At 72.6% G+C, this 24,271-nt stretch carries 24 protein-coding genes; 17 read left to right on the top strand and 7 right to left on the bottom strand.

Annotated features, from left to right (window positions below; genetic code table 11):
* Positions 1–146 precede the first annotated feature (146 nt).
* From MQE23_RS20380 to MQE23_RS20335, 10 genes are all read left to right on the top strand, one after another.
* The gene (locus MQE23_RS20380; RefSeq protein ID WP_010032064.1) at positions 147–560 is read left to right on the top strand and encodes a DUF3151 domain-containing protein; all 414 of its coding nucleotides are present in this window, start codon (positions 147–149) and stop codon (positions 558–560) included.
* Positions 561–712: 152 nt separating this feature from the next.
* Positions 713–1,543, top strand: a complete 831-nt coding sequence (locus MQE23_RS20375) for a tryptophan 2,3-dioxygenase family protein (protein WP_020269565.1) — start codon at positions 713–715, stop codon at positions 1,541–1,543.
* A complete protein-coding gene (gene kynU, locus MQE23_RS20370; RefSeq protein WP_037666746.1) occupies positions 1,536–2,720 on the top strand; it encodes a kynureninase in 1,185 nt (394 codons plus the stop codon). The genes MQE23_RS20375 and kynU overlap by 8 nt, the downstream gene beginning before the upstream one ends.
* A gap of 163 nt (positions 2,721–2,883) precedes the next feature.
* Entirely contained in the window at positions 2,884–3,750 is an 867-nt protein-coding gene (locus tag MQE23_RS20365; protein ID WP_020269563.1) for an alpha/beta hydrolase, read from the top strand.
* A 144-nt stretch (positions 3,751–3,894) separates the two neighbouring features.
* Positions 3,895–4,896, top strand: a complete 1,002-nt coding sequence (locus tag MQE23_RS20360; RefSeq protein ID WP_243379767.1) for an alpha/beta hydrolase — start codon at positions 3,895–3,897, stop codon at positions 4,894–4,896.
* Positions 4,889–6,118, top strand: a complete 1,230-nt coding sequence (locus MQE23_RS20355) for an acyltransferase (protein ID WP_243379765.1) — start codon at positions 4,889–4,891, stop codon at positions 6,116–6,118. The genes MQE23_RS20360 and MQE23_RS20355 overlap by 8 nt, the downstream gene beginning before the upstream one ends.
* Positions 6,111–7,499, top strand: a complete 1,389-nt coding sequence (locus tag MQE23_RS20350) for a sensor histidine kinase (RefSeq protein WP_243379764.1) — start codon at positions 6,111–6,113, stop codon at positions 7,497–7,499. The genes MQE23_RS20355 and MQE23_RS20350 overlap by 8 nt, the downstream gene beginning before the upstream one ends.
* Positions 7,496–8,179 carry a response regulator transcription factor gene (locus MQE23_RS20345; protein ID WP_243379763.1) on the top strand — a complete coding sequence of 228 codons (684 nt, stop codon included), beginning with the start codon at positions 7,496–7,498 and terminating at the stop codon, positions 8,177–8,179. The genes MQE23_RS20350 and MQE23_RS20345 overlap by 4 nt, the downstream gene beginning before the upstream one ends.
* Positions 8,180–8,276: 97 nt before the next feature.
* Positions 8,277–9,614 carry a histidine kinase gene (locus tag MQE23_RS20340; RefSeq protein ID WP_020270366.1) on the top strand — a complete coding sequence of 446 codons (1,338 nt, stop codon included), beginning with the start codon at positions 8,277–8,279 and terminating at the stop codon, positions 9,612–9,614.
* Positions 9,611–10,276 (top strand): response regulator transcription factor, encoded by a 666-nt coding sequence (locus tag MQE23_RS20335; RefSeq protein ID WP_020270365.1) that lies wholly within the window; start codon positions 9,611–9,613, stop codon positions 10,274–10,276. The genes MQE23_RS20340 and MQE23_RS20335 overlap by 4 nt, the downstream gene beginning before the upstream one ends.
* A 47-nt stretch (positions 10,277–10,323) precedes the next feature.
* On the opposite strand, the gene MQE23_RS20330 is transcribed toward MQE23_RS20335, so the two are convergent.
* A complete protein-coding gene (locus MQE23_RS20330; RefSeq protein ID WP_243379762.1) occupies positions 10,324–10,701 on the bottom strand; it encodes an SH3 domain-containing protein in 378 nt (125 codons plus the stop codon).
* A gap of 105 nt (positions 10,702–10,806) precedes the next feature.
* Between MQE23_RS20330 and MQE23_RS20325 the strand changes: the two genes are divergently transcribed.
* Positions 10,807–12,027, top strand: coding sequence for a cytochrome P450 (locus MQE23_RS20325; RefSeq protein ID WP_020270363.1), 1,221 nt, complete (start codon positions 10,807–10,809; stop codon positions 12,025–12,027).
* Positions 12,028–12,080: 53 nt separating this feature from the next.
* Here MQE23_RS20325 and MQE23_RS20320 read toward each other — a convergent pair whose 3' ends face one another.
* Together MQE23_RS20320 and MQE23_RS20315 are read right to left on the bottom strand one after the other, a co-directional pair.
* The gene (locus tag MQE23_RS20320) at positions 12,081–13,685 is read right to left on the bottom strand and encodes an ABC transporter permease (protein ID WP_243379760.1); all 1,605 of its coding nucleotides are present in this window, start codon (positions 13,683–13,685) and stop codon (positions 12,081–12,083) included.
* A complete protein-coding gene (locus tag MQE23_RS20315) occupies positions 13,685–14,578 on the bottom strand; it encodes an ABC transporter ATP-binding protein (protein ID WP_020270361.1) in 894 nt (297 codons plus the stop codon). The genes MQE23_RS20320 and MQE23_RS20315 overlap by 1 nt, the downstream gene beginning before the upstream one ends.
* 74 nt (positions 14,579–14,652) lie before the next feature.
* Here MQE23_RS20315 and MQE23_RS20310 point away from each other — a divergent pair, with 74 nt between their 5' ends.
* Entirely contained in the window at positions 14,653–15,150 is a 498-nt protein-coding gene (locus tag MQE23_RS20310; RefSeq protein ID WP_037667333.1) for a MarR family transcriptional regulator, read from the top strand.
* A 14-nt stretch (positions 15,151–15,164) separates the two neighbouring features.
* Here the strand turns inward: MQE23_RS20310 and MQE23_RS20305 are convergent, their stop codons facing one another.
* A complete protein-coding gene (locus tag MQE23_RS20305; RefSeq protein ID WP_020270359.1) occupies positions 15,165–16,028 on the bottom strand; it encodes a diacylglycerol kinase family protein in 864 nt (287 codons plus the stop codon).
* A gap of 185 nt (positions 16,029–16,213) precedes the next feature.
* Here MQE23_RS20305 and MQE23_RS20300 point away from each other — a divergent pair, with 185 nt between their 5' ends.
* Positions 16,214–17,497 carry an adenylosuccinate synthase gene (locus tag MQE23_RS20300; RefSeq protein WP_037667330.1) on the top strand — a complete coding sequence of 428 codons (1,284 nt, stop codon included), beginning with the start codon at positions 16,214–16,216 and terminating at the stop codon, positions 17,495–17,497.
* 172 nt (positions 17,498–17,669) lie between these two features.
* Positions 17,670–17,960, top strand: coding sequence for a DUF3303 family protein (locus tag MQE23_RS20295; RefSeq protein ID WP_020270357.1), 291 nt, complete (start codon positions 17,670–17,672; stop codon positions 17,958–17,960).
* Between the two features lie 3 nt (positions 17,961–17,963).
* Here MQE23_RS20295 and MQE23_RS20290 read toward each other — a convergent pair whose 3' ends face one another.
* The 3 genes from MQE23_RS20290 to MQE23_RS20280 all read right to left on the bottom strand — a co-directional run bounded on the left by MQE23_RS20290 (position 17,964) and on the right by MQE23_RS20280 (position 20,933).
* Positions 17,964–18,614, bottom strand: a complete 651-nt coding sequence (locus MQE23_RS20290) for a hypothetical protein (protein ID WP_020270356.1) — start codon at positions 18,612–18,614, stop codon at positions 17,964–17,966.
* Positions 18,615–18,736: 122 nt separating this feature from the next.
* Positions 18,737–19,438, bottom strand: coding sequence for a GntR family transcriptional regulator (locus MQE23_RS20285; protein WP_020270355.1), 702 nt, complete (start codon positions 19,436–19,438; stop codon positions 18,737–18,739).
* Positions 19,439–19,577: 139 nt separating this feature from the next.
* Positions 19,578–20,933 carry an aspartate aminotransferase family protein gene (locus MQE23_RS20280; RefSeq protein ID WP_037667331.1) on the bottom strand — a complete coding sequence of 452 codons (1,356 nt, stop codon included), beginning with the start codon at positions 20,931–20,933 and terminating at the stop codon, positions 19,578–19,580.
* A 162-nt stretch (positions 20,934–21,095) separates the two neighbouring features.
* Here MQE23_RS20280 and MQE23_RS20275 point away from each other — a divergent pair, with 162 nt between their 5' ends.
* The 3 genes from MQE23_RS20275 to MQE23_RS20265 all read left to right on the top strand — a co-directional run bounded on the left by MQE23_RS20275 (position 21,096) and on the right by MQE23_RS20265 (position 24,213).
* Complete coding sequence (locus MQE23_RS20275; RefSeq protein WP_020270353.1) at positions 21,096–21,713, top strand: type 1 glutamine amidotransferase family protein; 618 nt, start codon at positions 21,096–21,098, stop codon at positions 21,711–21,713.
* The gene (locus MQE23_RS20270) at positions 21,710–22,168 is read left to right on the top strand and encodes a MarR family transcriptional regulator (RefSeq protein ID WP_020270352.1); all 459 of its coding nucleotides are present in this window, start codon (positions 21,710–21,712) and stop codon (positions 22,166–22,168) included. Before MQE23_RS20275 ends, MQE23_RS20270 begins: the two co-directional genes overlap by 4 nt.
* Positions 22,169–22,248: 80 nt before the next feature.
* Positions 22,249–24,213, top strand: coding sequence for a serine/threonine-protein kinase (locus tag MQE23_RS20265; protein ID WP_243379759.1), 1,965 nt, complete (start codon positions 22,249–22,251; stop codon positions 24,211–24,213).
* Positions 24,214–24,271 lie beyond the last annotated feature (58 nt).

Below are 24,271 nucleotides of genomic sequence, written 5' to 3'. Positions count from 1 at the left end.
TGGTGCTGAGGCCGGGGGCGTTGCGCAGCCGGCGGGGCGGGCTGCCGCTGCGCCCACCCGTGCCGCCCCGGGGGTACCTCCCAGGCCTTCAAAGCACTGAGGGAGGCACGACTGCCCGCAGCTCACGGCTGCGGCAGACTTGACCCATGTCCATTCACGAGAACCTCCTCGGGGGCCCGCCCCCGACCCACCTCCCCGACGACCCCGGGCCACGGGAAATGCTCGCGTCGGGTACCGCGCCGGTCGACGTCGCCGCCGCGCACCCCACCTCCTCGCTCGCCTGGGCGCAGCTCGCCGACGAGGCGTTCGAGCGGGGCGCGACCGTCGAGTCGTACGCGTACGCCCGTACGGGCTACCACCGCGGCCTCGACGCGCTGCGCCGCAACGGCTGGAAGGGCCACGGCCCCGTCCCGTGGGAGCACGAGCCGAACCGCGGCTTCCTGCGTGCCCTGCACGCCCTCGCCCGTGCCGCACAGGCGATCGGCGAGCAGGAGGAGTACGAGCGCTGCTCCCAGTTCCTCAAGGACTCCTCGCCGGAGGCGGCGCAGGTCCTGGGCTGACGGCGGTCCGTGTGCGTGAGGTCCGTCCGCCGAGCGGGCGGGCCTTGCGGTTTCGGGGGACGATTGCGGAGTATGCCCGTGGGGACCGGGGCCCCCGTGCCGGCATCGGCAGGGGCGGACCGCTACCCGGAGTTACAAAGCAGGAGACAGCGATGTCCCACGAGGCTCACGAGCCCGAGACCCCGCATCTCGATTTCCACGGCACGACGCCCTACGAGGACTACGTCAAGGCGGACGTGCTCACCCACCTCCAGCACACCCTCTCCGACGACCCCGGAGAGATGGTCTTCCTGGTCACGACCCAGGTGATGGAGCTGTGGTTCACCGTCATCGTCCACGAGTGGGAGACGGCGGCACACGCGCTGCGCCGCGACGACGTCCCCACCGCGACCGCCGCGCTGAAGAGGTCCGTGCGCGAGCTGGAGGCGCTCAACGCCTCCTGGAAGCCGCTCGGCCAGCTCACGCCGGCCCAGTTCAACTCGTACCGGTCCGCCCTCGGCGAGGGCTCCGGGTTCCAGTCGGCGATGTACCGGCGGATGGAGTTCCTGCTCGGCGACAAGTCCGCGTCGATGCTCGTCCCGCACCGGGGCGCGCCGCGTGTGCACGCCGAGCTGGAGAAGGCGCTGCACGAGCCGAGCCTGTACGACGAGGTGGTGCGGCTGCTCGCGCGGCGCGGGTACGACATCCCCCAGGCCGTGCTGGGGCGTGACGTGTCGCTCCGCTACGAGCCGTCCCAGGAGGTGGAGGCCGCCTGGACGGCCGTCTACTCGGGTGACGAGAGCGGCGACCTCGCCCGGCTCGGCGAGGCGCTGACGGATGTCGCCGAGCTGGTGTGGCGCTGGCGCAACGACCACCTCGTCGCCACCCGCCGCGCGATGGGCGCCAAGACCGGCACGGGAGGCTCCGCCGGAGTGGCCTGGCTGGAGAAGCGGGCGCAGAAGCACGTGTTCCCCGAGCTGTGGACGGCGCGGTCCTATGTCTGAACTCGCGATGCGCGCGGAGAAGCTGGACGCCGCCGACGAGTTGCGCGGCAAGCGGGACGCCTTCGTTCTCGACGACGTGGTGTACCTCGACGGCAACTCGCTCGGCGCGCTGCCGGCCGTCGTCCCCGGGCGGGTCGAGGACGTCGTGCGCCGCCAGTGGGGCGAGCTGCGCATCCGGTCCTGGGAGGAGAGCGGCTGGTGGACGGCGCCCGAGCGGATCGGTGACCGGATCGCCCCGCTGGTCGGGGCGGCGCCGGGCCAGATCGTGGTGGGCGACTCGACGAGTGTCAATGTCTTCAAGGCACTTGTGGGGGCGGTGCGGATGGCCGGGGAGGGCCGCGACGAGATCCTCGTCGACGCCACGACCTTCCCGACCGACGGGTACATCGCCGAGTCCGCCGCCCGGATGACCGGCTGCACGCTGCGGCCGGTGGCACCGGCGGACGTGCCGGGCGCGCTGGGCGACCGTACCGCCGCCGTGCTCCTCAACCACGTCGACTACCGCACCGGCCGGCTGCACGACCTGCCGGCGCTGACGGCCGCCGCGCACGGGGCGGGGGCGTACGCCGTCTGGGACCTGTGCCACAGCGCGGGCGCGCTGCCGGTGGGGCTGGACGAGCACGGCGTGGACCTCGCGGTCGGCTGCACCTACAAGTACCTGAACGGCGGTCCGGGTTCACCGGCGTACCTGTACGTGCGCCGGGAGCTTCAGGACCGCTTCGACTCCCCGCTGCCCGGCTGGAACTCCCACGCCGAGCCGTTCGGGATGCGCAGCGGGTACGAGCCGGCCCCCGGCGCCCTGCGCGGCCGGGTCGGCACGCCGGACATCCTCTCCATGCTCGCCCTGGAGGCGGCCCTGGAGGTGTGGGACGGGGTGCCGGTCGAGGCGGTGCGGGCCAAGTCGCTCGCGCTGACGGACTTCTTCCTGGAGTGCGTGGCGGAGTACGTGCCCGAGGGCAGGGTCGAGTGCCTGACGCCGGTGCCGCACGCGGAGCGGGGCAGCCAGATCGCCCTGCGCTGTGACGACGCCGGTGACGTGATGAAACGGCTCGTCGAGCAGGGGGTGGTCGGCGACTTCCGGGCGCCGGACGTACTGCGCTTCGGCTTCACACCGCTGTACGTGGGCTTCGCCGACGTGGAGCGGGCGGCGCGGGTGCTGGCTCAGACGCTGGGATGAGTTCCCCGTGACGAACGGCCCCTGCCGCCGCGGGGGCCGTTTCGGTCTTCACCCAGCGTGACATCCCCGTGTCCGCGCATGTCACGCGCCTGATACCGTCCCGGCCAACGGCCGGACCCCCGCCTGGTCCGCCATCTACGTTTGATCGCTGAGAGGTTGGAGCATGACGGACGACGTCGCAGCAGCACGGGCCGCCGCCGAGGAGAAGTCGGCGTTCTCCCACGCGCCCGTCGCCCCCGACGCCACCGCCGCCTACGGCGACCACCCCGACCAGGTGATCGACTTCTACGCCCCGCGCGCGCAGGGCGGCCCGGGCGGGCCCGCCCCGGTCGTCCTCGTGCTGCACGGCGGTGCCTGGCGGGCGCCCTACGACCGGCGTCACATCAGCCCGTTCGCGGACTTCCTCGCCCGGCGCGGGTTCGCCGTGGCCAGCGCCGAGTACCGGCGCGGTGGTGACGACGACTCCGTCGCGGGGCGCTGGCCCGACACGTTCGACGACGTCGCGGCGGCGCTGGACGCCCTTCCCGGGCTCGTCCGGGAGCTGCTGCCGCAGGCCGACCCGCGCCGTACGGTCCTCACCGGTCACTCGGCGGGCGGGCACCTCGCGCTGTGGGCCGCGTCCCGGCACGTCCTGCCGGCCGGCTCGCCCTGGCGCAGCGACAGCCCGACGGCCCTGCGCGGCGTGGTCGCCCTCGCTCCGATCGCGAACCTCGCGGTCGCCGACAAGCTGGACGTGTGCGGCGGGGCCGTACGGCAACTCCTGGGCGGGGACGAGCACTTCGCCGAGCGGCAGCCGTACGCGGACCCGGCGCTGTTGCTGCCCACCGGCATCGCCACCACCCTCGTCCAGGGCCGCACGGATCTCACCGTGCCGCAGGCGGTCGCCGAGTCGTACGCGGACGCGGCGGCGAAGGCCGGGGAGATGGTGGGAGTGACGCTGCTGGAGGACGTGGGGCACTTCCCGCTCATCGACCCGGCGGCGGACGCGTGCGCGGTGGTGGTAGAGGAGATCGCGCAACTGGCGTGGTGAGCGAGCCTCCCCCTTAGGTCATACCCGTAGTACCTGAGAGCCAGGCCGCAAGTGAGCTCCCCGGTGTGACGCGAACGACGAGTCCCGATCCGTAACTTCCCTTCCGTACGGACCCGATGGCCGGGTGCGCGGAGGGGGACGACCATGGGGTTCGCGGCCGAGTACCGCTTGGATGAAGGTGCTCGGCGCCGCGCCCACCGATGGCGTCGTGCCGCACTCGCCGCCCTCATCGCGGGTGCGGTGGTGTTCCCCCTCTCCGCGGCGGGACGCCCCGAGATCCCCGCTCCGGCCCCCGCGTCCCTCGCACCCCTCAGCGCGTCGACGCTCGACGAGGCGTACGCGGCCAACCGTGCCAACGCCGCCGAAGCGGCCCGCATGGCCGCCGCCCACCACGACCGGGACCGGGCCGCGACGGACCGTCAGCTGGCCGCCCCGGCCCGCCACCTCCTCCGTTTCGACGGCCGGGGCTCCGGCCGGGTGGCGGAGGTCCTGGGCGACCTCGCCCGCGCCGACCGCATCGCCGTCCTGGTCCCCGGCTCCGACACGAGCCTCGACACCTACGGCCGGTTCCACGCGGCAGCCGCCGCCCTGTACGGGCAGCTCGTCCGGCAGGCCCCCGCGGGCACGCGCACGGCGGTCGTGGCCTGGCTGGGCTACGAGACGCCGGGCACGGTGAGCGCGACGGTCACCACGACCGGCAGGGCGGAGCAGGCGGCGCCGCGGCTGCGCGCGCTCGTCGCCGACCTGCGTGCCATAGCGGGCGGCGCACCGCGCATCTCGTTGCTGTGCCACTCGTACGGCTCGGTCGTCTGCGGCCGGGCCGCCGCCGGGCTCGCCGTCGACGACATCGTGTTCGTCGGCAGCCCCGGCACCGGCGCGGACTCCGTGGCCGCCCTGCACACCCGCGCCCGCGTCTGGGCGGCCCGCGGTGGCGACGACTGGGTGGAGAACATCCCGCACCTCAGCGCGGACCTGTTCGGCACCACCGTCGGCTTCGGCACCGATCCCGTCTCCCCGGCCTTCGGCGCCCGGGTCTTCGCGGCCGGCGACGGCGGCCACAGCGACTACTTCAGACCCGGCTCGACCTCCCTGACCAACCTGACCCGGATCGTCCTGGGCGAGACCAAGGCGGTGACCCATGACTGACGTCGGAGTACGCGAAGTACTCGGAGTGCGAGGTGTCCGGCATGCGGTGCGCCGCGGCGCCGAACGCGTCGCCGCGGCCACCCCGGCCGACCGTGACCGGGCCGTGGACGCCCTGCGCGCCGCCGCGGTCCTCGGCGTCGTCCTCGGGCACTGGCTGGTCACGGCCCTGGTCGCCGACAGCGGCACCCTGCGCACGGCGAGCCCCCTCCAGCGCATGCCCTGGCTGACGCCCGTCTCCTGGATGTTCCAGACGCTCGCCGTGTTCTTCCTGGTCGGCGGGCATGTCGCGACCCGCGGCCTGGCCTCGGCCCGGGCCCGTGGCATCCCGTACCACCACTGGCTGACGGCCCGGCTGACCCGGCTGTTCGCACCGGTCGCCGCCGTCCTCACCCTGTGGACAATCGCCGCGCTCGCCCTGCTGCTGTCGGGCGCCGAGTTCGGGACGGTCCGGACGCTGGTGAAGCTGGCCCTGTCCCCGCTGTGGTTCCTCGTGGTGTTCGCGGCCCTGACGGCGGCGACCCCGCTGCTGACCCGGCTCCACCCGCTCTGGCCGCTGGCCGTCGTCCTGCATGTGGACCTGCTGCGCTTCGGCCTCGGCGGCCCTTCCTGGCTGGGCTGGGTGAACGTGGCGGCGGGCTGGCTGGTGCCCTACACGCTGGGCGCGGCCTGGACCCGGGGCGAGCTGGAGCGCCGCCACGCGGGCTGGGTCCTGCTGGCCGGCGGTGCGGCGGCGACCGCGGGGCTCGTCGCGTGGGCGGGTTATCCGGCGTCGATGGTCGGCGTCCCGGGCGAGGGCATGTCCAACCTGGACCCGCCGACGCTGGCCGTCGTCACCTTCGGGCTGGCCCAGTGCGGTCTCGCCCTGCTGCTGCGCGAGCGGCTGCGGCGGGCGATGCGCCGGCCCGTGGCGTGGGCGGCGGTGGCCCTCGTCAACCTCGCCGCGATGACCGTCTTCCTGTGGCACCAGACGGCTCTGATGGCCACGACGGCCACCGGCCTCCTCGCGGGGCACCTCCCGGGCCTGCACACGCCGCCCGACAGCCTCGGCTGGGTCGGGGCCCGGCTGCTCTGGCTGCCCGTGTTCGCGCTGGCCCTCGCCGTGTGCTGGGCCGCCTTCCGGTTCTTCGAGCAGGGCGCGGGCGGCCGGGGCCGCAGGTCGCGGGTGGTGCGGGCGCACCGTCCGTCCGACCGGGGGACAGCGATGGAAGCACGCCATGTCTAGGCTGGGGCGCGTGACGGACACGGGGGTGGGCCGCGCGCTGCGGGCGCGCGTCGAGAGCTGGCGGCGGGTGCTGCGCGAGGACCTGTGGACGGTCCGGGCGGATCCGCTGCCGCCCTCCGTGTGGTTGCGCTGGTTTCCCCATGGCGTGCTGTGCCTGGTCGCGTTCGGGGTCGCCCTCGGCGGGATGGCGCAGCTCGGCGACAACGGAGGGGTGGGCCCGCAGATCGCCTTCCTGCTCGGGCTGGCGCAGGGCGGTGCCGTGGTGCTCTCGCTGTGGCGGCCCATCCCGGCGTGGTGGCTCTCGACGACGGCCATGGTGCTGTGCGCCCTGGAGGTGCGTCGCCAGCTGCTGGCCGGTGGCGCCCCCGACTTCACCTGGCCCTGGACGTCGGCGGGGATCATCGGACACATGGCGGTGCTGTTGCTGCTCGCCCTGCGGGTGCGGACCCGGGTGTCCGTCGAGGCGCTCGCGCTGACCGTGCTCGTCACCTACGTCATCCAGGGGCTGCTGGGCGCGGGCGGCTATTCGCCCACCGGGGTGCTCGCGGTCACCCTGTTCACCGTCGTCGTGGTCGTCGGCACAGCCCTGCGCGGCCGCCGCGAGGCCCGTGCGCAACTCGTCGAGCAGACCACGCTCACCGCCGAGGAGCGCACCCGGCGCACCCTGCTGGAGGAGCGCAGCCGCATAGCCCGGGAGCTGCACGACGTGGTGGCCCACCACATGTCGGTCATCTCCATCCAGGCGCAGGTCGCCCCGCACCTGGTGGAGAACCCGCCCGACGAGCTCAAGGAGAACCTCGCCGGCATCCGGGAGAACGCCCTGGAGGCGCTGACCGAGCTGCGCCGCGTGCTGGGCGTGCTGCGCTCGGAGCACCCCGGGCCGGGGGAGCCCGCCGGCCCGGACGGCGGCATCGCCGGCCACGCCCCGCAGCCCACCCTCGACCGGCTCGACGCGCTGGTGGAGAACACCCGGGCCGCCGGCCGCGAGGTCATCACCGAGATCAACGGCGAGCGGCGGCCGCTGCCGCCCGGCGTGGAGCTGTCCGCGTACCGGATCGTGCAGGAGGCGCTGAGCAACGTCCTGCGGCACGCGCCCGGCGCGAGAGCCACGGTCCGTCTCACGTATCAGCCGGACGGGCTGGAGGTGGAGGTCGTCAACGGCCGGCCGACCGGACCCGCACCGCCGTCGACGGGAGCGGGACACGGACTGCTCGGCATGCGGGAGCGGGTCGCGATGCTCGGCGGCACCATGACGGCGCACCCGTGGCACTGGGACGGCTTCAAGGTCACCGCGTTCCTCCCGGACGTCCCGCCCGCCGACGCCCCGGGCACCGCCCGCTCCACCGAGAACACCACCGATCCCCGGGGAAGGACCTCATGACGAGCAGCTCCGGCCGACCCATCCGGGTTCTCATCGTCGACGACCAGGCGATGGTCCGGCAGGGCTTCACCGTGCTGCTCGGCACCCAGCCCGACATAGAGGTCGTCGGCGACGCGAAGGACGGAGAGGGCGGTGTCGCGAGGGCCGCCGAGACCGCCCCGGACGTCGTCCTCATGGACATCCGCATGCCCGGGATCGGCGGCATCGAGGCCACCGAGCGCATCACGACCGCCAACCCGGACATCAAGGTGCTGGTGCTCACCACCTTCGACCTCGACGAGTACGTGTACGACGCGTTGCGCGCCGGAGCCTCCGGGTTCCTGCTCAAGGACGCGTCGTCGGAGCAGCTCGCCGAGGCGGTCCGGGTGATCGCGGCCGGCGACGCGCTGCTCGCCCCGGTCATCACCCGCAAGCTGATCGCCGAGTTCTCCCGGCTGGACGACCGGCCCCGCGCCCCTCTCAAGGAACGGATCGGTGACCTGACCGAGCGCGAGACGGAGGTGCTCGCCCTGATCGCGCAGGGCCTGTCGAACGCGGAGATCTCCAAGCACCTGTTCGTCGCCGAGCAGACGGTGAAGACCCATGTGGGCCGGATCCTGGTGAAGCTGGGTCTGAGGGACCGGACGCAGGCGGCGGTGTTCGCGTACGAGTCGGGGCTGGTCCGGCCGGCGGGGTACTGAGGGAGGGCCCCGGGGCCCCGTAGTACCTGAGAAGGACGCTGTGGAACCCCTCTCACTGGGGACGACCACGCCCCGGAGGGCGCATACCGTTCTGTACGTGACCGAGACGACTCATCCGCAGATCACGCCGCCGGCGGGCGAGGACAAGCCCCGCAGCCCGGAGTACCGGCTGGCCGTGGACGCCCTGCGCGGGCTGCGACAGGACCTCCTCCACGACGCCTTCGCCTACCGTCTGCTGCCGCGCATGCGCGTCGACGGCCCGCTGACCAGGAGGCTGCCAGGCCGCCTGCGGGAGTACGCGGCCTTCACGCCGCACGCCGTGATCTGCGCGGCAGCCCTGCTCACCCTGGCCATCGCCACGGTCGACCAGGGCATGGCCCTGGCGCTCGGCCTGCTCGCCGTGATCCCGATCCTGCTGACCATGGCCCGGCCGGTCGGTGCGTTCTGGGTGTCCATGGCCGCCACCCCGCTGGCCCTCCCGTTCGGTGACCAGTGGGGCGGCTGGCCGTGGCTGCCGGGCAGCTTCGCCTGCCACCTGACGGTGCTGACGGTCGTGGCCATCCGCACCAGGCCGCGCACGGCCGCCTGGATGTGGGCGCTGACCGCGGTCTACGGCATCCTCGCGGAGACGCTCTTCGGCTCGGCGGGCCGTTACGGCACCAACACCGGCCCCATGCTCGTCGTCTCCGCGTTCGTCCTCCTCGCCGTCACCGTCTGGCACATCCGCCGGCACGCGGAGCAGGAGGTCACCGCGCAGCAGACGGTCACCGCGCACGAGCGCTCCCGCCGCACGCTGCTGGAGGAGCGCACGACGATCGCCCGCGAACTGCACGACGTGGTCGCCCACCACATGTCGGTGGTCGCCATCCAGGCGGAGGCCGCGCCCTACCGGGTGGAGAACCCGCCGCCGGAGCTGGAGAAGGCCTTCGCCACGATCAGGGAGAACGCGGTGGCGGCCCTGACCGAGCTGCGCCGCGTCCTGGGCGTCGTCCGCGCCGAGGACTACGAGGCGCCGGACGCCCCGCAGCCCACGCTCGCCGACCTGGAGGGGCTGCTGGCCAATGTGCGGGAGGCCGGTCTGGGCGTCGAGAAGGTGGTGACCGGCGCGGTGCGCGAGCTGCCGCAGGGTGTGGAGCTGTCGGCGTACCGGATCGTGCAGGAGGCCCTGAGCAACACGCTGCGGCACGCACCGGGTGCGAGTGCCCGCGTCGAGATCGGGTACGTACTCGGCGGCCTGGGCCTGCGCATAGTCAACGGCCCGCCGCCCAACCCCAGCCTGATCAAGCCCTCGCCGGGCGCCGGGCACGGCATCACGGGCATGCGGGAGCGTGTGACGATGCTGAACGGCGGGATGACGGCGGGCGGCACGGACGACGGAGGTTACGAGGTGGCGGTGTTCCTGCCGGTCGCCCTGCCGGACGAGGACGACGCATGACCATTCGCGTGCTGATCGCGGACGACCAGATGATGGTGCGCGAGGGCTTCTCGGTCCTGCTGAACGCGATGCCGGACATCGAGGTCGTCGGCGAGGCGGTGAACGGCCGGGAAGCCGTGGCGAAGGTCCGCGAGCTCGCCCCGGACGTCGTGCTGATGGACATCCGCATGCCCGAGCTGAACGGCATCGAGGCGACCCGCGAGATCGTCGCCGCCGACGGAGCGGCCAAGGTGCTGGTGCTCACCACCTTCGACCTCGACGAGTACGTCTACCAGGCGCTGCGCGCGGGGGCCTCCGGGTTCCTCCTCAAGGACGCCTCGGCCCGGCAGCTCGCCGACGGGGTGCGGGTCGTGGCCGCCGGTGAGGCCCTCCTGGCCCCGTCGGTGACCAGGCGGCTGATCACCGAGTTCTCCAAGCTCTCCGAGACCCCGCGCCTCATGCCCTCCGCGCAGGCGGCGTACGGCGACCTCACCGACCGGGAGACGGAGGTGCTGGTCCTCATCGCGCAGGGCCTGTCGAACGCGGAGATCGCCGAGCGGCTGGTGGTCGCCGAGTCGACGATCAAGACGCATGTCAGCCGGATCCTGGTGAAGCTGGGGCTCAGGGACCGGACGCAAGCGGCGGTGTTCGCGTACGAGGCGCGGCTGGTGACGCCCGGCTAGCCGGGGTGTCGCCCCGCAGGCCCGCGGGCCGGGGGCGACGGGCCGGATCAGTCCAGCTGCATCGGCGTGCAGTCGCTCACGTACGACTTGGAGACCCAGCCGGTGGTGCCCTTGGCCAGGCCGCTCTTGGACTTCTGGCCCAGCTTCAGCTTGATCCAGGAGCCCTTGGTGCCGACCTTCTTGCCCCAGTCGTCCTTGTGGAGGATGCCCTTGGACTTGTAGCCGGTGCCGGGGCCCGTGCGGAAGTTCACGCCGCTGCTCTTGTAGACGTAGTAGTAGACGCGCGGCTTGCACGGCATCTCGGCGGCGGTGGCGGCCGGGGCGGTGGTCGCGACCGCGCCGGCGGTCAGCGACAGGGCCAGCACGGCCGAGGCGGCCAGACGGGCGGGGACGCGGGTGCGGAGCTTGGCTCGCTGCTGTGTCATGACGTTCTTTCCTTGAGAAGTCAGATGCCGCTCAGGCGGCCCGCCCAGCTTAACGATCTTGGTCGTCCCTGGTCAGACAGGGGGATGTGGAGCTAGCGTCCGTCCATGGCAGCTGCTTCCGACCTCGCGTTCGACCCGTGGGACCCGGCGTTCCTCGCCGACCCGTACCCCGCCTACGCCGAGCTGCGTGCGCGGGGCCGGGTGCACTACTACGAGCCCACGAACCAGTGGCTCGTCCCGCAGCACGCGGACGTCTCGGCGCTGCTGCGCGACCGGCGCCTGGGCCGGACGTACCAGCACCGGTTCACCCACGAGGAGTTCGGCCGCACGCCGCCCCCGCCGGAGCAGGAGCCGTTCCACACGCTCAACGACCACGGGATGCTCGACCTGGAGCCGCCGGACCACACCCGGATCCGGCGCCTGGTGTCGAAGGCGTTCACACCGCGCACGGTGGAGCGGCTGAAGCCGTATGTGCGGGGTTTGGCGGAGCAGCTCGCCTCGGCCCTGGTCGCAGCGGGCGGCGGCGACCTGCTGAAGGACGTCGCCGAGCCCCTCCCGGTGGCGGTGATCGCCGAGATGCTCGGCATCCCGGAGTCCGACCGGGCCCCGCTGCGCCCCTGGTCGGCGGACATCTGCGGAATGTACGAGCTGAACCCGACCGAGGAGACGGCGGCGAAGGCGGTCAGGGCGTCGGTGGAGTTCTCCGACTACCTGCGCGAACTGATCGCGGCCCGCCGCAAGGAGCCCGGCGAGGACCTGATCTCGGGCCTGATCGCGGCCCACGACGAGGGCGACCGCCTCACCGAGCAGGAGATGATCTCGACGGCGGTCCTCCTCCTCAACGCCGGCCACGAGGCCACGGTGAACGCCACGGTGAACGGCTGGTACGCCCTGTTCCGCAACCCGGCCCAGCTGGAGCTGCTGCGCGCGGACCACACGCTGATCCCCTCCGCCGTCGAGGAACTCATGCGCTATGACACCCCGCTCCAGCTCTTCGAGCGCTGGGTCCTGGACGAGATCGAACTCGACGGTACGACGATCCCCCGCGGCGCGGAGGTCGCCCTGCTCTTCGGCTCCGCCAACCACGACCCGACGGTGTTCGAGAACCCGTCCGCCCTGGACCTGACCCGCCCGGACAACCCCCACATCTCCTTCAGCGCCGGCATCCACTACTGCATCGGCGCCCCCCTGGCCCGTATCGAACTGGCGGCGTCGATGGGGGCGTTGCTGGAGCGGGCACCGACGCTGCGACCGGCCGCCGAGCCCGCACGCAAGCCGAACTTCGTGATCCGGGGGTTGGAGGGGCTGCCGGTCGAGGTGGGGTGATCACTGCTGATCAAGTGGAGGGATCACGGCTGATCAAGCAGTACGTCGACTGATCACGTGGTCATGTCCCGCCTGCGCAACCCCGCCAGCCCCGCCGCCACCAGCACCACGGCCAGCCCGGTCAGCACCACCACCGGCCCCCACTCCATGGATCCGCCCGGCAGCTTCGGCAGATGCCCGAACGGCGAGACGTCCAGCACCGCCTGCGGGACGTCCAGTGCGGGGCCGACCCAGCCGATCAGCAGGGCCGTCCCGGCCACGCCCCATGCCGCCGCGGCTGCGCGGGGCAGCACCCCGTGCAGCAGCACCGCCACCCCGCCGATCACCCAGATCGCCGGCAGCTGCACCAGGCACGCCCCCAGGATCGGGCCGGTCTCCTTGCCGTAGCCGGCCGCCAGGCCGAGGCCGGCCAGGAGCATGATGAGCGCCGAACCGCCGAAGGCGATCAGCAGGTGGCCCGCGGCCCACCGCAGTCGCCCGACCGCGTTCGCCAGCACCGGTTCCGCCCGGCCGGAGGTCTCCTCGCCGTGCGGGCGGAGCACCGACGCCACGATGTACAGCGCCGCGACCAGGCCGAGCATGCCGGTCATCGAGGCCAGGAACGTGTCCGTCAGGCCGGACCGGCCGCCCATCCGCTCGAAGATCCGCCGGGCGTTCTCGTTGTCGCCGACCAGGTCGGCCGCGCCCTCGGTCATGCCGCCGTAGACGACCCCGGCGAGGAGGAAACCGATGCTCCAGCCCAGCACGCTGCCCCGCTGCAACCGCCAGGCCAGCGCCCCCGCGCTGCCCAGGCGCCCGGTCGCCGGGCCGGGCCGGGTGGGCAGGAAGCTCATGCCGATGTCCCGGCGGCCGGCCAGCCCGTACGCCACCGCGCCCTGGAGCAGGACAGCACCGGCGAGCAGCGCCAGCACCCACCAGCGTTCGTCCGCGTACGGGCGCAGGTTCTCCAGCCAGCCCAGCGGCGACACCCACGTCAGGACGGACGAGCCGTCGTCCGTCGCCGAGTCGCCCGCCGCGCGCAGCACGAACGCGGCGCCCAGCACCGCCGCCGTCAGACCACGCGCCAGCCGCGCGCTCTCCGTGAGCTGGGCGACGATCGCCGCCATCGTGGCGAAGACCATCCCCACTCCGGCGATGCCGAGGCCCAGGGCCAGTGCCCCGGTCGTACCCTGGCCGGCCAGGCCGGCGGTGAGCAGCAGCGCGAGTACCCCGTTCGCGACCGCCGCCGCCAGCAGCGCCGCCGTCAGGGAGGCCCGGCGGCCCACCGTCCCGGACGCCACCAGCTCCTGACGGCCGCTCTCCTCCTCGTCCCGGGTGTGCCGGACGACGACCAGCAGGCTCATCACGGCGGCCAGGGCGCCCGCGTAGACGCCGACCCGCCAGGCCGTCAGGGCGCCCAGCGAGTCGCCGAAGACCGGGCCGACCATCGCGCGCAGCGAGGAGTTGGTCCCCATCTGCCGGATCAGGTCGGCGCGTTCGGCCGGGGTGCCGTAGAGGCTCTCCAGGGTGTTCGGCATGGAGAGGACCATCAGGGCGTTCACCGCGATCCACACCGGCATCATCAGCCGGTCGCGGCGCAGGGCGAACCGCAGCAGCGTGCCCGTCCCGGCCAGCTGGCGTGAGCTGCCGGGCCTCGCCCGAAGCGCGAAGGTCGTCATCAGGCAGCCGCCTCGTCCTGGTAGTGCCGCAGGAACAGTTCCTCCAGCGTCGGCGGCGTGGACGTCAGTGACCGCACGCCCGACTCGCTCAGGGACCGCAGGACGGCGTCCAGCTCGTCGGTGTCGACCTGGAGCCGGACCCGGCGCCCCTGTACGTCGAGGTCGTGGACGCCGGGCAGGTTCGCCAGCCCGTTGGGCGGGCCCGCGAGTTCGGCGACGACACTGGTACGGGTCAGGTGGCGCAGGTCGGCGAGCGAACCGCTCTCGACCGTGCGGCCCTTGCGGATGATGCTCACCCGGTCGCACAGCTCCTCGACCTCGCTCAGGATGTGGGAGGAGAGCAGGATCGTGCGGCCCCGGTCGCGCTCCTCGGCCACACAGCGCTGGAAGACTTCCTCCATCAGCGGGTCCAGGCCCGAGGTCGGCTCGTCCAGGATCAGCAGGTCGACGTCCGAGGCGAACGCGGCGACCAGGGCGACCTTCTGCCGGTTGCCCTTGGAGTAGGTGCGGCCCTTCTTGGTGGGGTCGAGCTCGAACCGCTCGATCAGCTCCGCCCGGCGCCGGGGGTCCAGCCCGCCGCGCAGCCTGCCGTACAGGTCGATGACCTCGCCGCCGGAGAGGTTGCGCCACAGCGTCACGTCCCCGGGGACGTAGGCGATACGGCGGTGCGCCTCCACCGCGTCCGTCCAGGGGTCGTGGCCCAGCACCTGTGCGGCGCCCGAGTCGGCGCGCAGCAGGCCGAGCAGGACCCGGATGGTGGTGGACTTGCCCGAGCCGTTGGGGCCGAGGAAGCCGTGGACCTCGCCGGAGGCGACCTCCAGGTCGAGCCCGTCGAGTGCGTGCGTCCGTCCGAAGGACTTGTGCAGTCCGGAGACGGTGATGGCCTTCGTCATGTTTCAGAACGTACGGTTCCTTCAGAAATTTGTGAAGTTAAGGAAGCGTATGAAGCGTGGATAGGATGAACCACATGACGGAATCAGCCAGGGGCGCGCGGGACGCGGAGGCCGTGTCGAGGTTCGTCGAGTCCTTCGCGGCGCAGCTCGTCGAGGCCGGGATGCAGCGGATGCCCGCCCGGGTCTTCGCCGCGCTCCTCTCCTCGGACGAGGGCTCGATGACCTCGGCCGAGCTGGGCGAACAGCTCCGGATCAGTCCCGCGGCGGTGTCCGGGGCGGTGCGCTACCTGGCCCAGACGCACATGGTCTCGCGCGAACGGGAGCCCGGTTCGCGCCGCGAGCGCTACCGCGTGCACGGCAACCAGTGGTACGAGGCACTGACCAACCGCGAGGCCGTCATCAAGCGCTGGGAAGGCGCCCTGCGCGAGGGCGTCACCAGCCTCGGCGCCGACACCCCGGCCGGCCGCCGCATGGCCGAAACGCTCGCGTTCTTCGAGTTCATCGAAGCCGAGATCGTGGAGATGATGGAGCGCTGGCGGGTGCACCGGGAGAAGACGTTCGGCCCGGAATGACGCGCGGGTGCGGCTCACGGTGCCGCCGGCACCGTCAGCCCCCAGGCCCCCTCCCGGACCACCCACGTCCGGGTCCGTACCGGCCCGGACACCACCGTGTCCGCCCGGTAGCGGAAGTGGGCCCCCGACACCGTCACCGTCCGGCCCTCCGCGAACAAGGGCGAGGCCTCGGCGCCCACCGACACCGGACGGACCTCCACCGCCGCCACACCGGAGGCCGAGGGCGACACCGACACCGCCTCGACCGGCTGGTCCAGGTCGACGAGGGTCTCCCCGTCGACCTCGACCCGCAGCCGGGAGGGGCCGGGCTCCGGTGCGGAGGCGAGCCGGGACGGGCGGGCGGCCGGGACCAGCGTGCGCACCAGGGACTGGCAGGTCCGCAGCCAGGGGCGGCCCGGCGCGTCCTCGGTATCCGGCGCCCGAGCGTCGGCCGTCACCGGCGGTATCCGCAGCGCGCCCAGCACCACCCCGTCGCTGTCGTCCACCATCAGGTCCATCCGCCGCTCGACCCCGTCGAGCACCGCCCGCGCCGCCGCCACCGTCCCCGTCGGCACCCCCAGCGACCGGGCGAGGGACAGCGCGCCCCCGACCGGCACCACCGACAGCGCACATCCGGCCAGCTCCCGATGCCGGTGCAGCAGCGACACCGCGCGGATCAGGGCCCGGTCGTCACCCACCACCACCGGGCGCCGCGAGCCCCGCCGGGCCAGCGCCCGGGCGAACTCCTCCGGCCCCTCCGGCAGGCACAGCTTCACGGCCGCACCCGCTCCGAGCACGTCTTTCGCGATCCGTACGGACTCGCCGTCGGACCGACGGGCGACCGGGTCGACCACCACCAGCAGCTGCTCGGACGTCGCGGAAGTCGCCACCTCGGCCATGCCTCGCTTCCTCGGGTAGCATCTTTGTGCAAGAGCCCCTTGCGCTATTGCGCCAGGGGCTTCGTCTATTCCGGGGCATCCGGTCCGACGGTTGGCGGCCAACGGCGGTCGCGGTGTACGCGGCTTGCTACCTCCGCGTTCGCCCTCGACCATGGACATGCCCCGCCCGGAAGGGGTGTACGCGCGTGCCCGCACTTGTGCTGCTCGGTGCTCAGTGGGGTGACGAAGGCAAGGGAAAGGCCACCGACCTGCTCGGTGGATCCGTGGACTATGTAGTGCGCTACCAGGGCGGCAACAACGCCGGCCACACGGTGGTCGTCGGAGACCAGAAGTACGCACTGCACCTCCTCCCTTCCGGAATCCTGTCCCCCGGCTGCACGCCGGTCATCGGTAACGGTGTCGTCGTCGACCCGTCGGTCCTGCTCTCCGAGCTGAGCGGTCTGAACGAGCGTGGTGTCGACACCTCCAAGCTCCTCCTCAGCGGAAACGCGCACATCATCACGCCGTACAACGTCACGGTCGACAAGGTGACGGAGCGCTTCCTCGGCAAGCGGAAGATCGGCACGACCGGGCGCGGCATCGGCCCGACCTACGCCGACAAGATCAACCGCGTCGGTATCCGTGTGCAGGACCTCTACGACGAGTCGATCCTCACGCAGAAGGTCGAGGCGGCCCTCGACGTCAAGAACCAGATCCTCACCAAGCTCTACAACCGGCGCGCGATCGCCGTCGACCAGGTCGTCGAGGAGCTGCTGGACTACGCCGACAAGCTCGCGCCGTACGTCGCCGACACCGTCCTGGTCATCAACCAGGCGCTGGAGGAGGACAAGGTCGTCCTGTTCGAGGGCGGCCAGGGCACGCTCCTGGACATCGACCACGGCACGTACCCCTTCGTCACCTCCTCCAACCCGACCGCGGGCGGCGCCTGCACGGGCGCGGGGGTCGGCCCGACGAAGATCAGCCGTGTCATCGGCATCCTGAAGGCCTACACGACCCGCGTCGGCGCGGGCCCGTTCCCGACGGAGCTGTTCGACGAGGACGGCGAGGCGTTGCGCCGGATCGGCGGCGAGCGCGGTGTCACCACCGGCCGTGACCGGCGCTGCGGCTGGTTCGACGCGGTGATCGCCCGCTACGCGACCCGCGTGAACGGCCTGACGGACTTCTTCCTCACCAAGCTCGACGTCCTCACCGGCTGGGAGCAGATCCCGGTCTGCGTGGCGTACGAGATCGACGGCAAGCGCGTCGAGGAGCTTCCGTACTCCCAGACCGACTTCCACCACGCGAAGCCGGTCTACGAGATGCTGCCGGGCTGGAGCGAGGACATCAGCAAGGCCAAGTCCTTCTCCGACCTGCCGAAGAACGCCCAGAGCTACGTCAAGGCGCTGGAGGAGATGTCCGGCGCCCCGATCTCCGCGATCGGCGTGGGCCCGGGCCGGGACGAGACGATCCAGATCAACTCGTTCCTGTAGCCGGACCGAGCGGCATACGTCCTACGTCCCGGCGACCCTCGTGGTCGCCGGGACGTTCTGCTGTCTGCTCCCGATGGAGCAGTCAAAGGAGGCTTATCGGGCAAATCGGGTCATACGCTGTGCTTGCCGAACGCGGCAGTCACACCCCGACGGGACACAAGGAGTGAGAGCCATGCGTGTGATGCTCAAGGCGACGCTGGACACGGAAAAGGGCAACGAGGCGATCCGGGGCGGCAAGATGCCGCAGATCATGCAGGAGGCCATGGAGAAGCTCAAGCCGGAGGCGGCCTACTTCGGCCCGGCGGGCGGTCGCAGGACCTGCTTCCTCGTCTTCGACATGCAGGAAAGCTCCCAGATGCCTCCCGCGCTGGAGCCGTTCTTCACCGACCTCAGTGCCGAGATCGAGGTGTTCCCGATCATGAACAGCGACGACCTGCAAAAGGGGCTGTCCCAGCTGCGCTGACCCTCAGCTGAACACGATCATCGACCCCTGGGCCAGACTCCGCGTCACGGCCGCGTGCAGACCGAGCCAGACGTGGCGTTCCCGGGCGAAGGGGCTGGGATCGTACGGAGGCGGGACGGCGGGTTCCTCCAGCTCCGTGGGCACGAGCGGCGGTTGCGGCGCGGCCGGCGGGTTGGCCGGGTCGATGCCGATGGCCGGGGCGACCAGCTCCAGTTCCCGCAGCAGGGCGTGGGAGGAGCCCAGCGGACCGCCGCCCGCGAGGAGTTCGTCGTCGGCGAGCGGGCTGGGGAAGTCGACGGGGACGTACGCGCCCGCGTGGTCGTAGTGCCAGACGAGGTGCGACTGCTGGGCCGTCGACTCGAACATCTCCAGCAACTGCTCGTAGTCGCCGCCGAGTTCGTCCACGGGGGTCACCGGCAGGCCGCACATCTGGAGCAGGTAGGCGCGGCGCAGGAAGTGCAGCGCGTCGTAGTCGAAGCCCGCCACCGGGGCGACGTCGCCCGACAGTCCCGGCATGTACTGGTACACCGGCACCGGCGGCAGCCCGGCCTCGGCGAGCACCTTGTTGTATTGCGCGAGTTCCTCGGCGAACGGGTTGTCCGGCGTGTGGCACAACACGTCGACGAGCGGTACCAGCCACAGGTCACAGGCCAAAGAAGGCTCCTCGCTCAGCTCGGTGGGTCGGTGGCGCGGTGGTCAGGGAAGGGTATCGGTGCGGCACGGAAAGCGGCCCCTGCCGTGCATGTCCCATACCCATACGGACAGCTGCGACGCAGTCATCCTGAGGCGAGGCGCTCGATCAGGGCGATGGAGTGGGCGTTGTAGCCGGCGATGATCGACCGGGCGGTGGCGGTGTCGCGGGCGCCCAGGGCGTCGACCAGCTCGGTGTGGCCGGCCCACAGCTCGCCCCGCAGGTCCCTGAGCCGGCGCAGGTGCTGCACCGCGCAGACCCAGGTCTGCACGCGCAGCCGGTGCAGGAAGTCGGCGAGGTAGGGGTTGCCGAAGAGGGCGGCGAGCTCGCGCCAGAAGCGCAGGTCGTAGCCGATGAGGACGGTGAGGTCGCCGGCCGCGGCGGCCCGCTGTGCCTCCTCGCCGCGGCGCCGGACCCCGGCGAGCACGGCGGCGACCCGGGGGTCGCCCGGCTGCCCGGAGGCGTGCTGCCCGGTGGTGAGGGCGTGGAACATCCCCTCGATGACCAGGTCGCGGGCCTCGATCATGCCGCGGAAGTCCTCGGCCGAGTACTCGTGGACGCGGAAGCCGCGGTGCTGGTCGGCGTCGAGGAGCCCCTGCGCGGAGAGGTCGACCAGCGCCTCCCGGACCGGCGTGGCGGACACCCCGTACTGGTCGGCGATCTCCTTGACCGTGAACTCCTGCCCCGGCTGGAGCCGCCCCGCCAGAACCTCGTCACGAAGCGCGTCGGCGATCTGCTGTCGCAGGGTGCTGCGCGTCACGGCGCCGTTGCCGGAGCTGCGGGGCATGGTCAGGGCGTCTCCCTCGTCGCGTTCGGGTGGCGTGCACGTATATGTCTACGGCCACGCCACCCTACGCGTTCGAACGAGGTTCGAGGTGGTCGGCTACTGACGGGTTGTGGTCGGCTACTGGCGGAATGACAGCTGTTTACCGCGTGTATTCGTCCGCCACCGACAGCGCCCCGTCCAGGGCCGCGAGGCCCTCCTTCAGCTCCGCCTCGCTGACGGTGCAGGGCGGCACCACGTGCGTCCGGTTCATGTTCACGAACGGCCACAGTCCGCTGCCCTTCGCGGCGGCGGCGAAGGCGGCCATCGGCGCGTTCGCCTCCCCGGCCGCGTTGTAGGGCACCAGCGGCTCGCGCGTCTCCCTGTTCCGCACCAGCTCCAGCGCCCAGAACATCCCGACACCGCGCACCTCGCCCACGCTCGGGTGGCGCGCGGCCAGCTCGCGCAGCTGCGGACCGACGACGGACGCGCCGAGCCGGGCCGCGTTCTCGACGACGCCCTCCTCCGCCATGACGTTGATCGTCGCGACGGCGGCGGCGCACGCCAGCGGATGCCCGGAGTACGTCAGGCCGCCGGGGTACGGCCGCTTCCCGAAGGTCTCCGCGATCGCGCCGGAGATCGCGACCCCGCCCAGCGGCACGTACCCGCTGTTCACGCCCTTGGCGAAGGTCAGCAGGTCGGGCGTGACGCCGAACAGGTCGGCCGCGAACCACTCACCGGTCCGCCCGAACCCGGCCATGACCTCGTCCAGGACGAAGACGATCCCGTACTTGTCGCACAGCTCCCGCACCCCGGCGAGATAGCCGGGCGGCGGGACCATGATCCCGGCCGTCCCCGGGATCGTCTCCAGGATGATCGCCGCGACGGTCGAGGGCCCCTCGAAGGCGATCGTCGTCTCCAGGTGCTCCAGCGCCCGCGCGCACTCCTGCTCCTCGGTCTCCGCGTAGAAGCGGGAGCGGTAGAGGTAGGGCGCCCAGAAGTGCACGACCCCGGCGGTGCCGCTGTCGGAGGCCCAGCGGCGCGGGTCGCCGGTGATGTTCACGGCCTGCTGCGTACCGCCGTGGTACGAGCGGTACGCCGAGAGCACCTTCGGGCGGCCCGTGTGCAGCCGGGCCATCCGGATGGCGTGCTCGACGGCGTCGGCGCCGCCGTTGGTGAAGAAGATCTTGTCCAGGTCGCCCGGCGTCCGCTCGGCGATCAGCCGGGCTGCCTCCGACCGGGCCTCGATCGCGAAGGCGGGCGCGAAGGTCGTCATCCTCGCCGCCTGCTCCTGGATCGCGGCGACGACCCTGGGGTGCTGGTAGCCGATGTTCGTGTAGACGAGCCCGCTGGAGAAGTCGAGGTAGCGCCGGCCGTCGTAGTCCCAGAAGTACGACCCCTCCGCCCCGGCGACGGCGAGCGGGTCGATGAGCTCCTGAGCGGACCAGGAGTGGAACACGTGGTCACGGTCGGCGGCCTTGACGGCGGCACCGGCTTCGGGGTTCGGCTGAGGGGTCATGCGGGCGAGCGTAGGTGCGGGGGAGAGGGCGGTGAAATCGGCGGCCTGTCTGCCGTCGGCGGCATTCCGCGACAGGTTGTCCAGGCGGGGCGGAATCAATTGACAGCGTGCTGTCGAGATGGCAGCATGTTGTCATATGGCACAGGGGCCCGAGGAGGAACCATGAACGCCACCGCAGAACGCAAGCCCGTCCATCTCGCCGTCTACGACACCCTCGCCGACTGGGAGACGGGCCACGCCACGGCCCATCTCGCCCGCGCCGGGTACCGGATCCGGACGGTCGGCCCGTCCACGGACCAGGTCACCAGCATCGGCGGACTGCGCATCCAGCCCGACACGGCCCTGGACGACGTACGGCCCGAGGACAGCTCCCTGCTGATCCTCCCGGGCGCGGACCTCTGGGACACATCCGGCGACCTCGCGCCCTTCGCCCGCAAGGCCCGGGCGTTCCTCGACGCGGGGGTGCCGGTCGCCGCGATCTGCGGGGCCACCGCCGGGCTCGCCCGGGAGGGCCTGCTCGACGACCGCGACCACACGAGCGCGGTCTCCTTCTACCTGGCCGCGACCGGCTACGCGGGCGGCGAGCGCTACGTCGAGACCGACGCGGTCACCGACCAGAACCTGGTCACCGCGGGACCGACCGAGCCCGTCGCCTTCGCCCGGGAGGTCTTCCGGCTGCTCGGGGTGTACGAGGGCGAGGTGCTCGACGCCTGGTACCGGCTGTTCCACGACTCCGACGCGGCGGCGTACGCCGTGCTGGAGAAGGCCGGGGCGGCATGAGCCGGGAGCGTCAGGACCTGCTCAGCCGCAGCGCCCTCGGGGTGTTCCGGCTGAACGGCCAGTTCCTCGCCGTGGCGGAGGAACTGGCCCGGCCCGCGGGGCTCACCGCCGCCTGGTGGCAGGTGCTCGGCGCGGTCCTGGGCGAGCCGCTGCCCGTCTCCGGCATCGCCCGCGCCATGGGCATCACACGGCAGAGCGTGCAGCGCATCGCCGACCTGCTGGTGGAGCGCGGGCTCGCCGAGTACCGGCCGAACCCCGCGCACCGCCGCGCCAAGCTCCTCGCACCGACGGGCCAGGGGCGCGCGGCGATCGCCCGTATCGACCCGGGGCACGCGGCCTTCGCCGACCGGCTGGCGGAGGCGTTCGGAGAGGCGGACCTGGCGGAGGCGGTGCAGATGCTGGAACGGCTGTCGAAGGTGCTCGACGAGGTGGGGCCGCCTGTTACGGAACCGTAGGGGTCGTTCGGGCCTGCCCCGCCCGGGCCCCGCACTATTCTCGATCTATTGCTCGCGTGTGGGGGGAAGGCGGCTGAGCGATGGAGAAGCTGGGGCCCGGGGATCCGCAGCGCATCGGTGCCTACCGGCTGCTGGCGCGGCTCGGTGCGGGCGGCATGGGGCACGTGTATCTGGCCCGCTCGGAGCGGGGCCGTACGGTCGCCGTGAAACTGGTGCGCGAGGAGCTGGCCGCGCAGGAGGAGTTCCGGGAGCGCTTCCGGCAGGAGGTGCAGGCCGCGCGGCGGGTCGGCGGGTACTGGACGGCGCCGGTGCTGGACGCGGACACCGAGGCGGCGGTGCCCTGGGTGGCCACCGGGTACGTCGCCGGGCCGAGCCTCCAGCAGGTCGTCGGACACGACCACGGTGCCCTGCCCGAGCGGACGGTCCGCATCCTCGCGGCCGGGCTCGCGCACGCGCTCAAGGACATCCACGCGGCCGGCATCGTCCACCGTGACCTCAAACCGTCCAACGTCCTGGTCACCATCGACGGCCCGCGCGTCATCGACTTCGGTATCGCCCGGGCCCTGCAGACCGTGACGGACGGTGGGCTCACCCGCACCGGCGCGCTCGTCGGATCGCCCGGTTTCATGGCGCCCGAGCAGGTGCGCGGCGACCGCATCACCCCGGCGTGCGACGTCTTCTGCCTCGGCTCGGTCCTCGCCTACGCCGCCACCGGCGCCCTGCCCTTCGGCACCGCCAACAGCGGCGTGCACGCCCTGATGTTCCGCATCGCCCAGGAGGAACCGGACCTGGAGGGCGTCCCCGAGGGCATCGCCGACCTCGTCCGCGACTGCCTGCGCAAGGATCCCGCCGCACGCCCGTCCCTCGACCGCGTCCTGGAACGCACGGGTGCGGACGACACCGTCTCCGACGGCCGCGCCCTCGACCCCTGGCTGCCGAGCGGCCTGGTCGCCCAGCTCGGGCGGCACGCGGTGCGGTTGCTGGACGCGGAGGATCCGGAGGGAGCAGGCTCCGCCGAGGGATTGGATTCTCCCGAGCCGCCGCCTGCCGAGAAGCGGGGTTCCGGCCCTGACGAGAACCCCGGCCCCGGCCCCACCCCCGAACACGCCCCCGCCGCCGACGAGTCGTCGCCGCGCCCCGCGCTGCCCCCGGCCCCCGCGACGGCACCTGCGGCCGCCGGCCCGCCCCCGCCGGGCCTGCCCGGCGAGGGCCCGCCGGTGAACCATCTGCCCACCATGGTCGCCGGTCAGAGTGCGCCCCCGGCACCCCGGCAACTCCCGGGCGTCCCGTCCCAGGCGCAGCCGCAGATGCCCCCGCAACCGCACCCGGCCTACGGCTACCCCCAGCAGCACCCCCAGCCCGGCGCCCCGGGCATCGCCCAGCCCTACCCGGCCTACGGCGGCCTCGGCTCCACCCCGCCCTACGGCCCGCCGCCGTACGGCACGACCCCGCCGTACGGCCCCCCGCAGCCGCAGCGGGGAAGGGACGGCCGTTCCACCGCGCTGCTCGTGGTGATCGCCCTGGTCGTCGCGCTCGCCGCGGGCGGGTCGGTGTACGCCCTGATGCAGGGCGGCGACGACCGGGCCGACGGCGGGCCCGGCCCCACGCACAGCACGGACGCGGCCCCGACCACCCCGGGCCCGTCGCCGACGACCTCGCAGCCGGACATCTCCCCCTCCCCGGCGGACGGCACGATCCCGACCGGGTACCTCGGCACCTGGAGCACGACCATCGACAACGCCGACGGTGAGCACAGCCGTTCGCTCACCATCCAGCAGGGCGACCCGGGCGACACGGTCCTGTCCCTCGTGGCCGACGGCCCGACCAAGGGCGGCGGCACCTACCACTGCGTGTTCGAGGGGCAGTTGACCGCGGAACCCGGCACCGACGGCGCGCTGAGGATCGGCCCGTCCACCGTGAAGGTCGGGCAGCCGCGCTCCGCCTGCAGCCCGGGCGCGGCCACCGAGGTGACCCTCCTGCCGGACGGCACGCTCCAGCGTGTGAACACCAGCAGCGGGGAGCGGCTGACGTACACGAGACAGTGACCAACTCCTCGTGGGCACGGGGTGGTTGAACGTTGGGCGAATTCCGGCCGACGAAGAC

The organism is Streptomyces sp. HP-A2021 (genome assembly GCF_022807935.1).
Lineage (GTDB): Bacteria > Actinomycetota > Actinomycetes > Streptomycetales > Streptomycetaceae > Streptomyces > Streptomyces afghaniensis.
The sequence above is the reverse complement of the archived record's forward strand: the minus strand, read 5'-3'. Positions and strand labels throughout refer to the sequence as shown.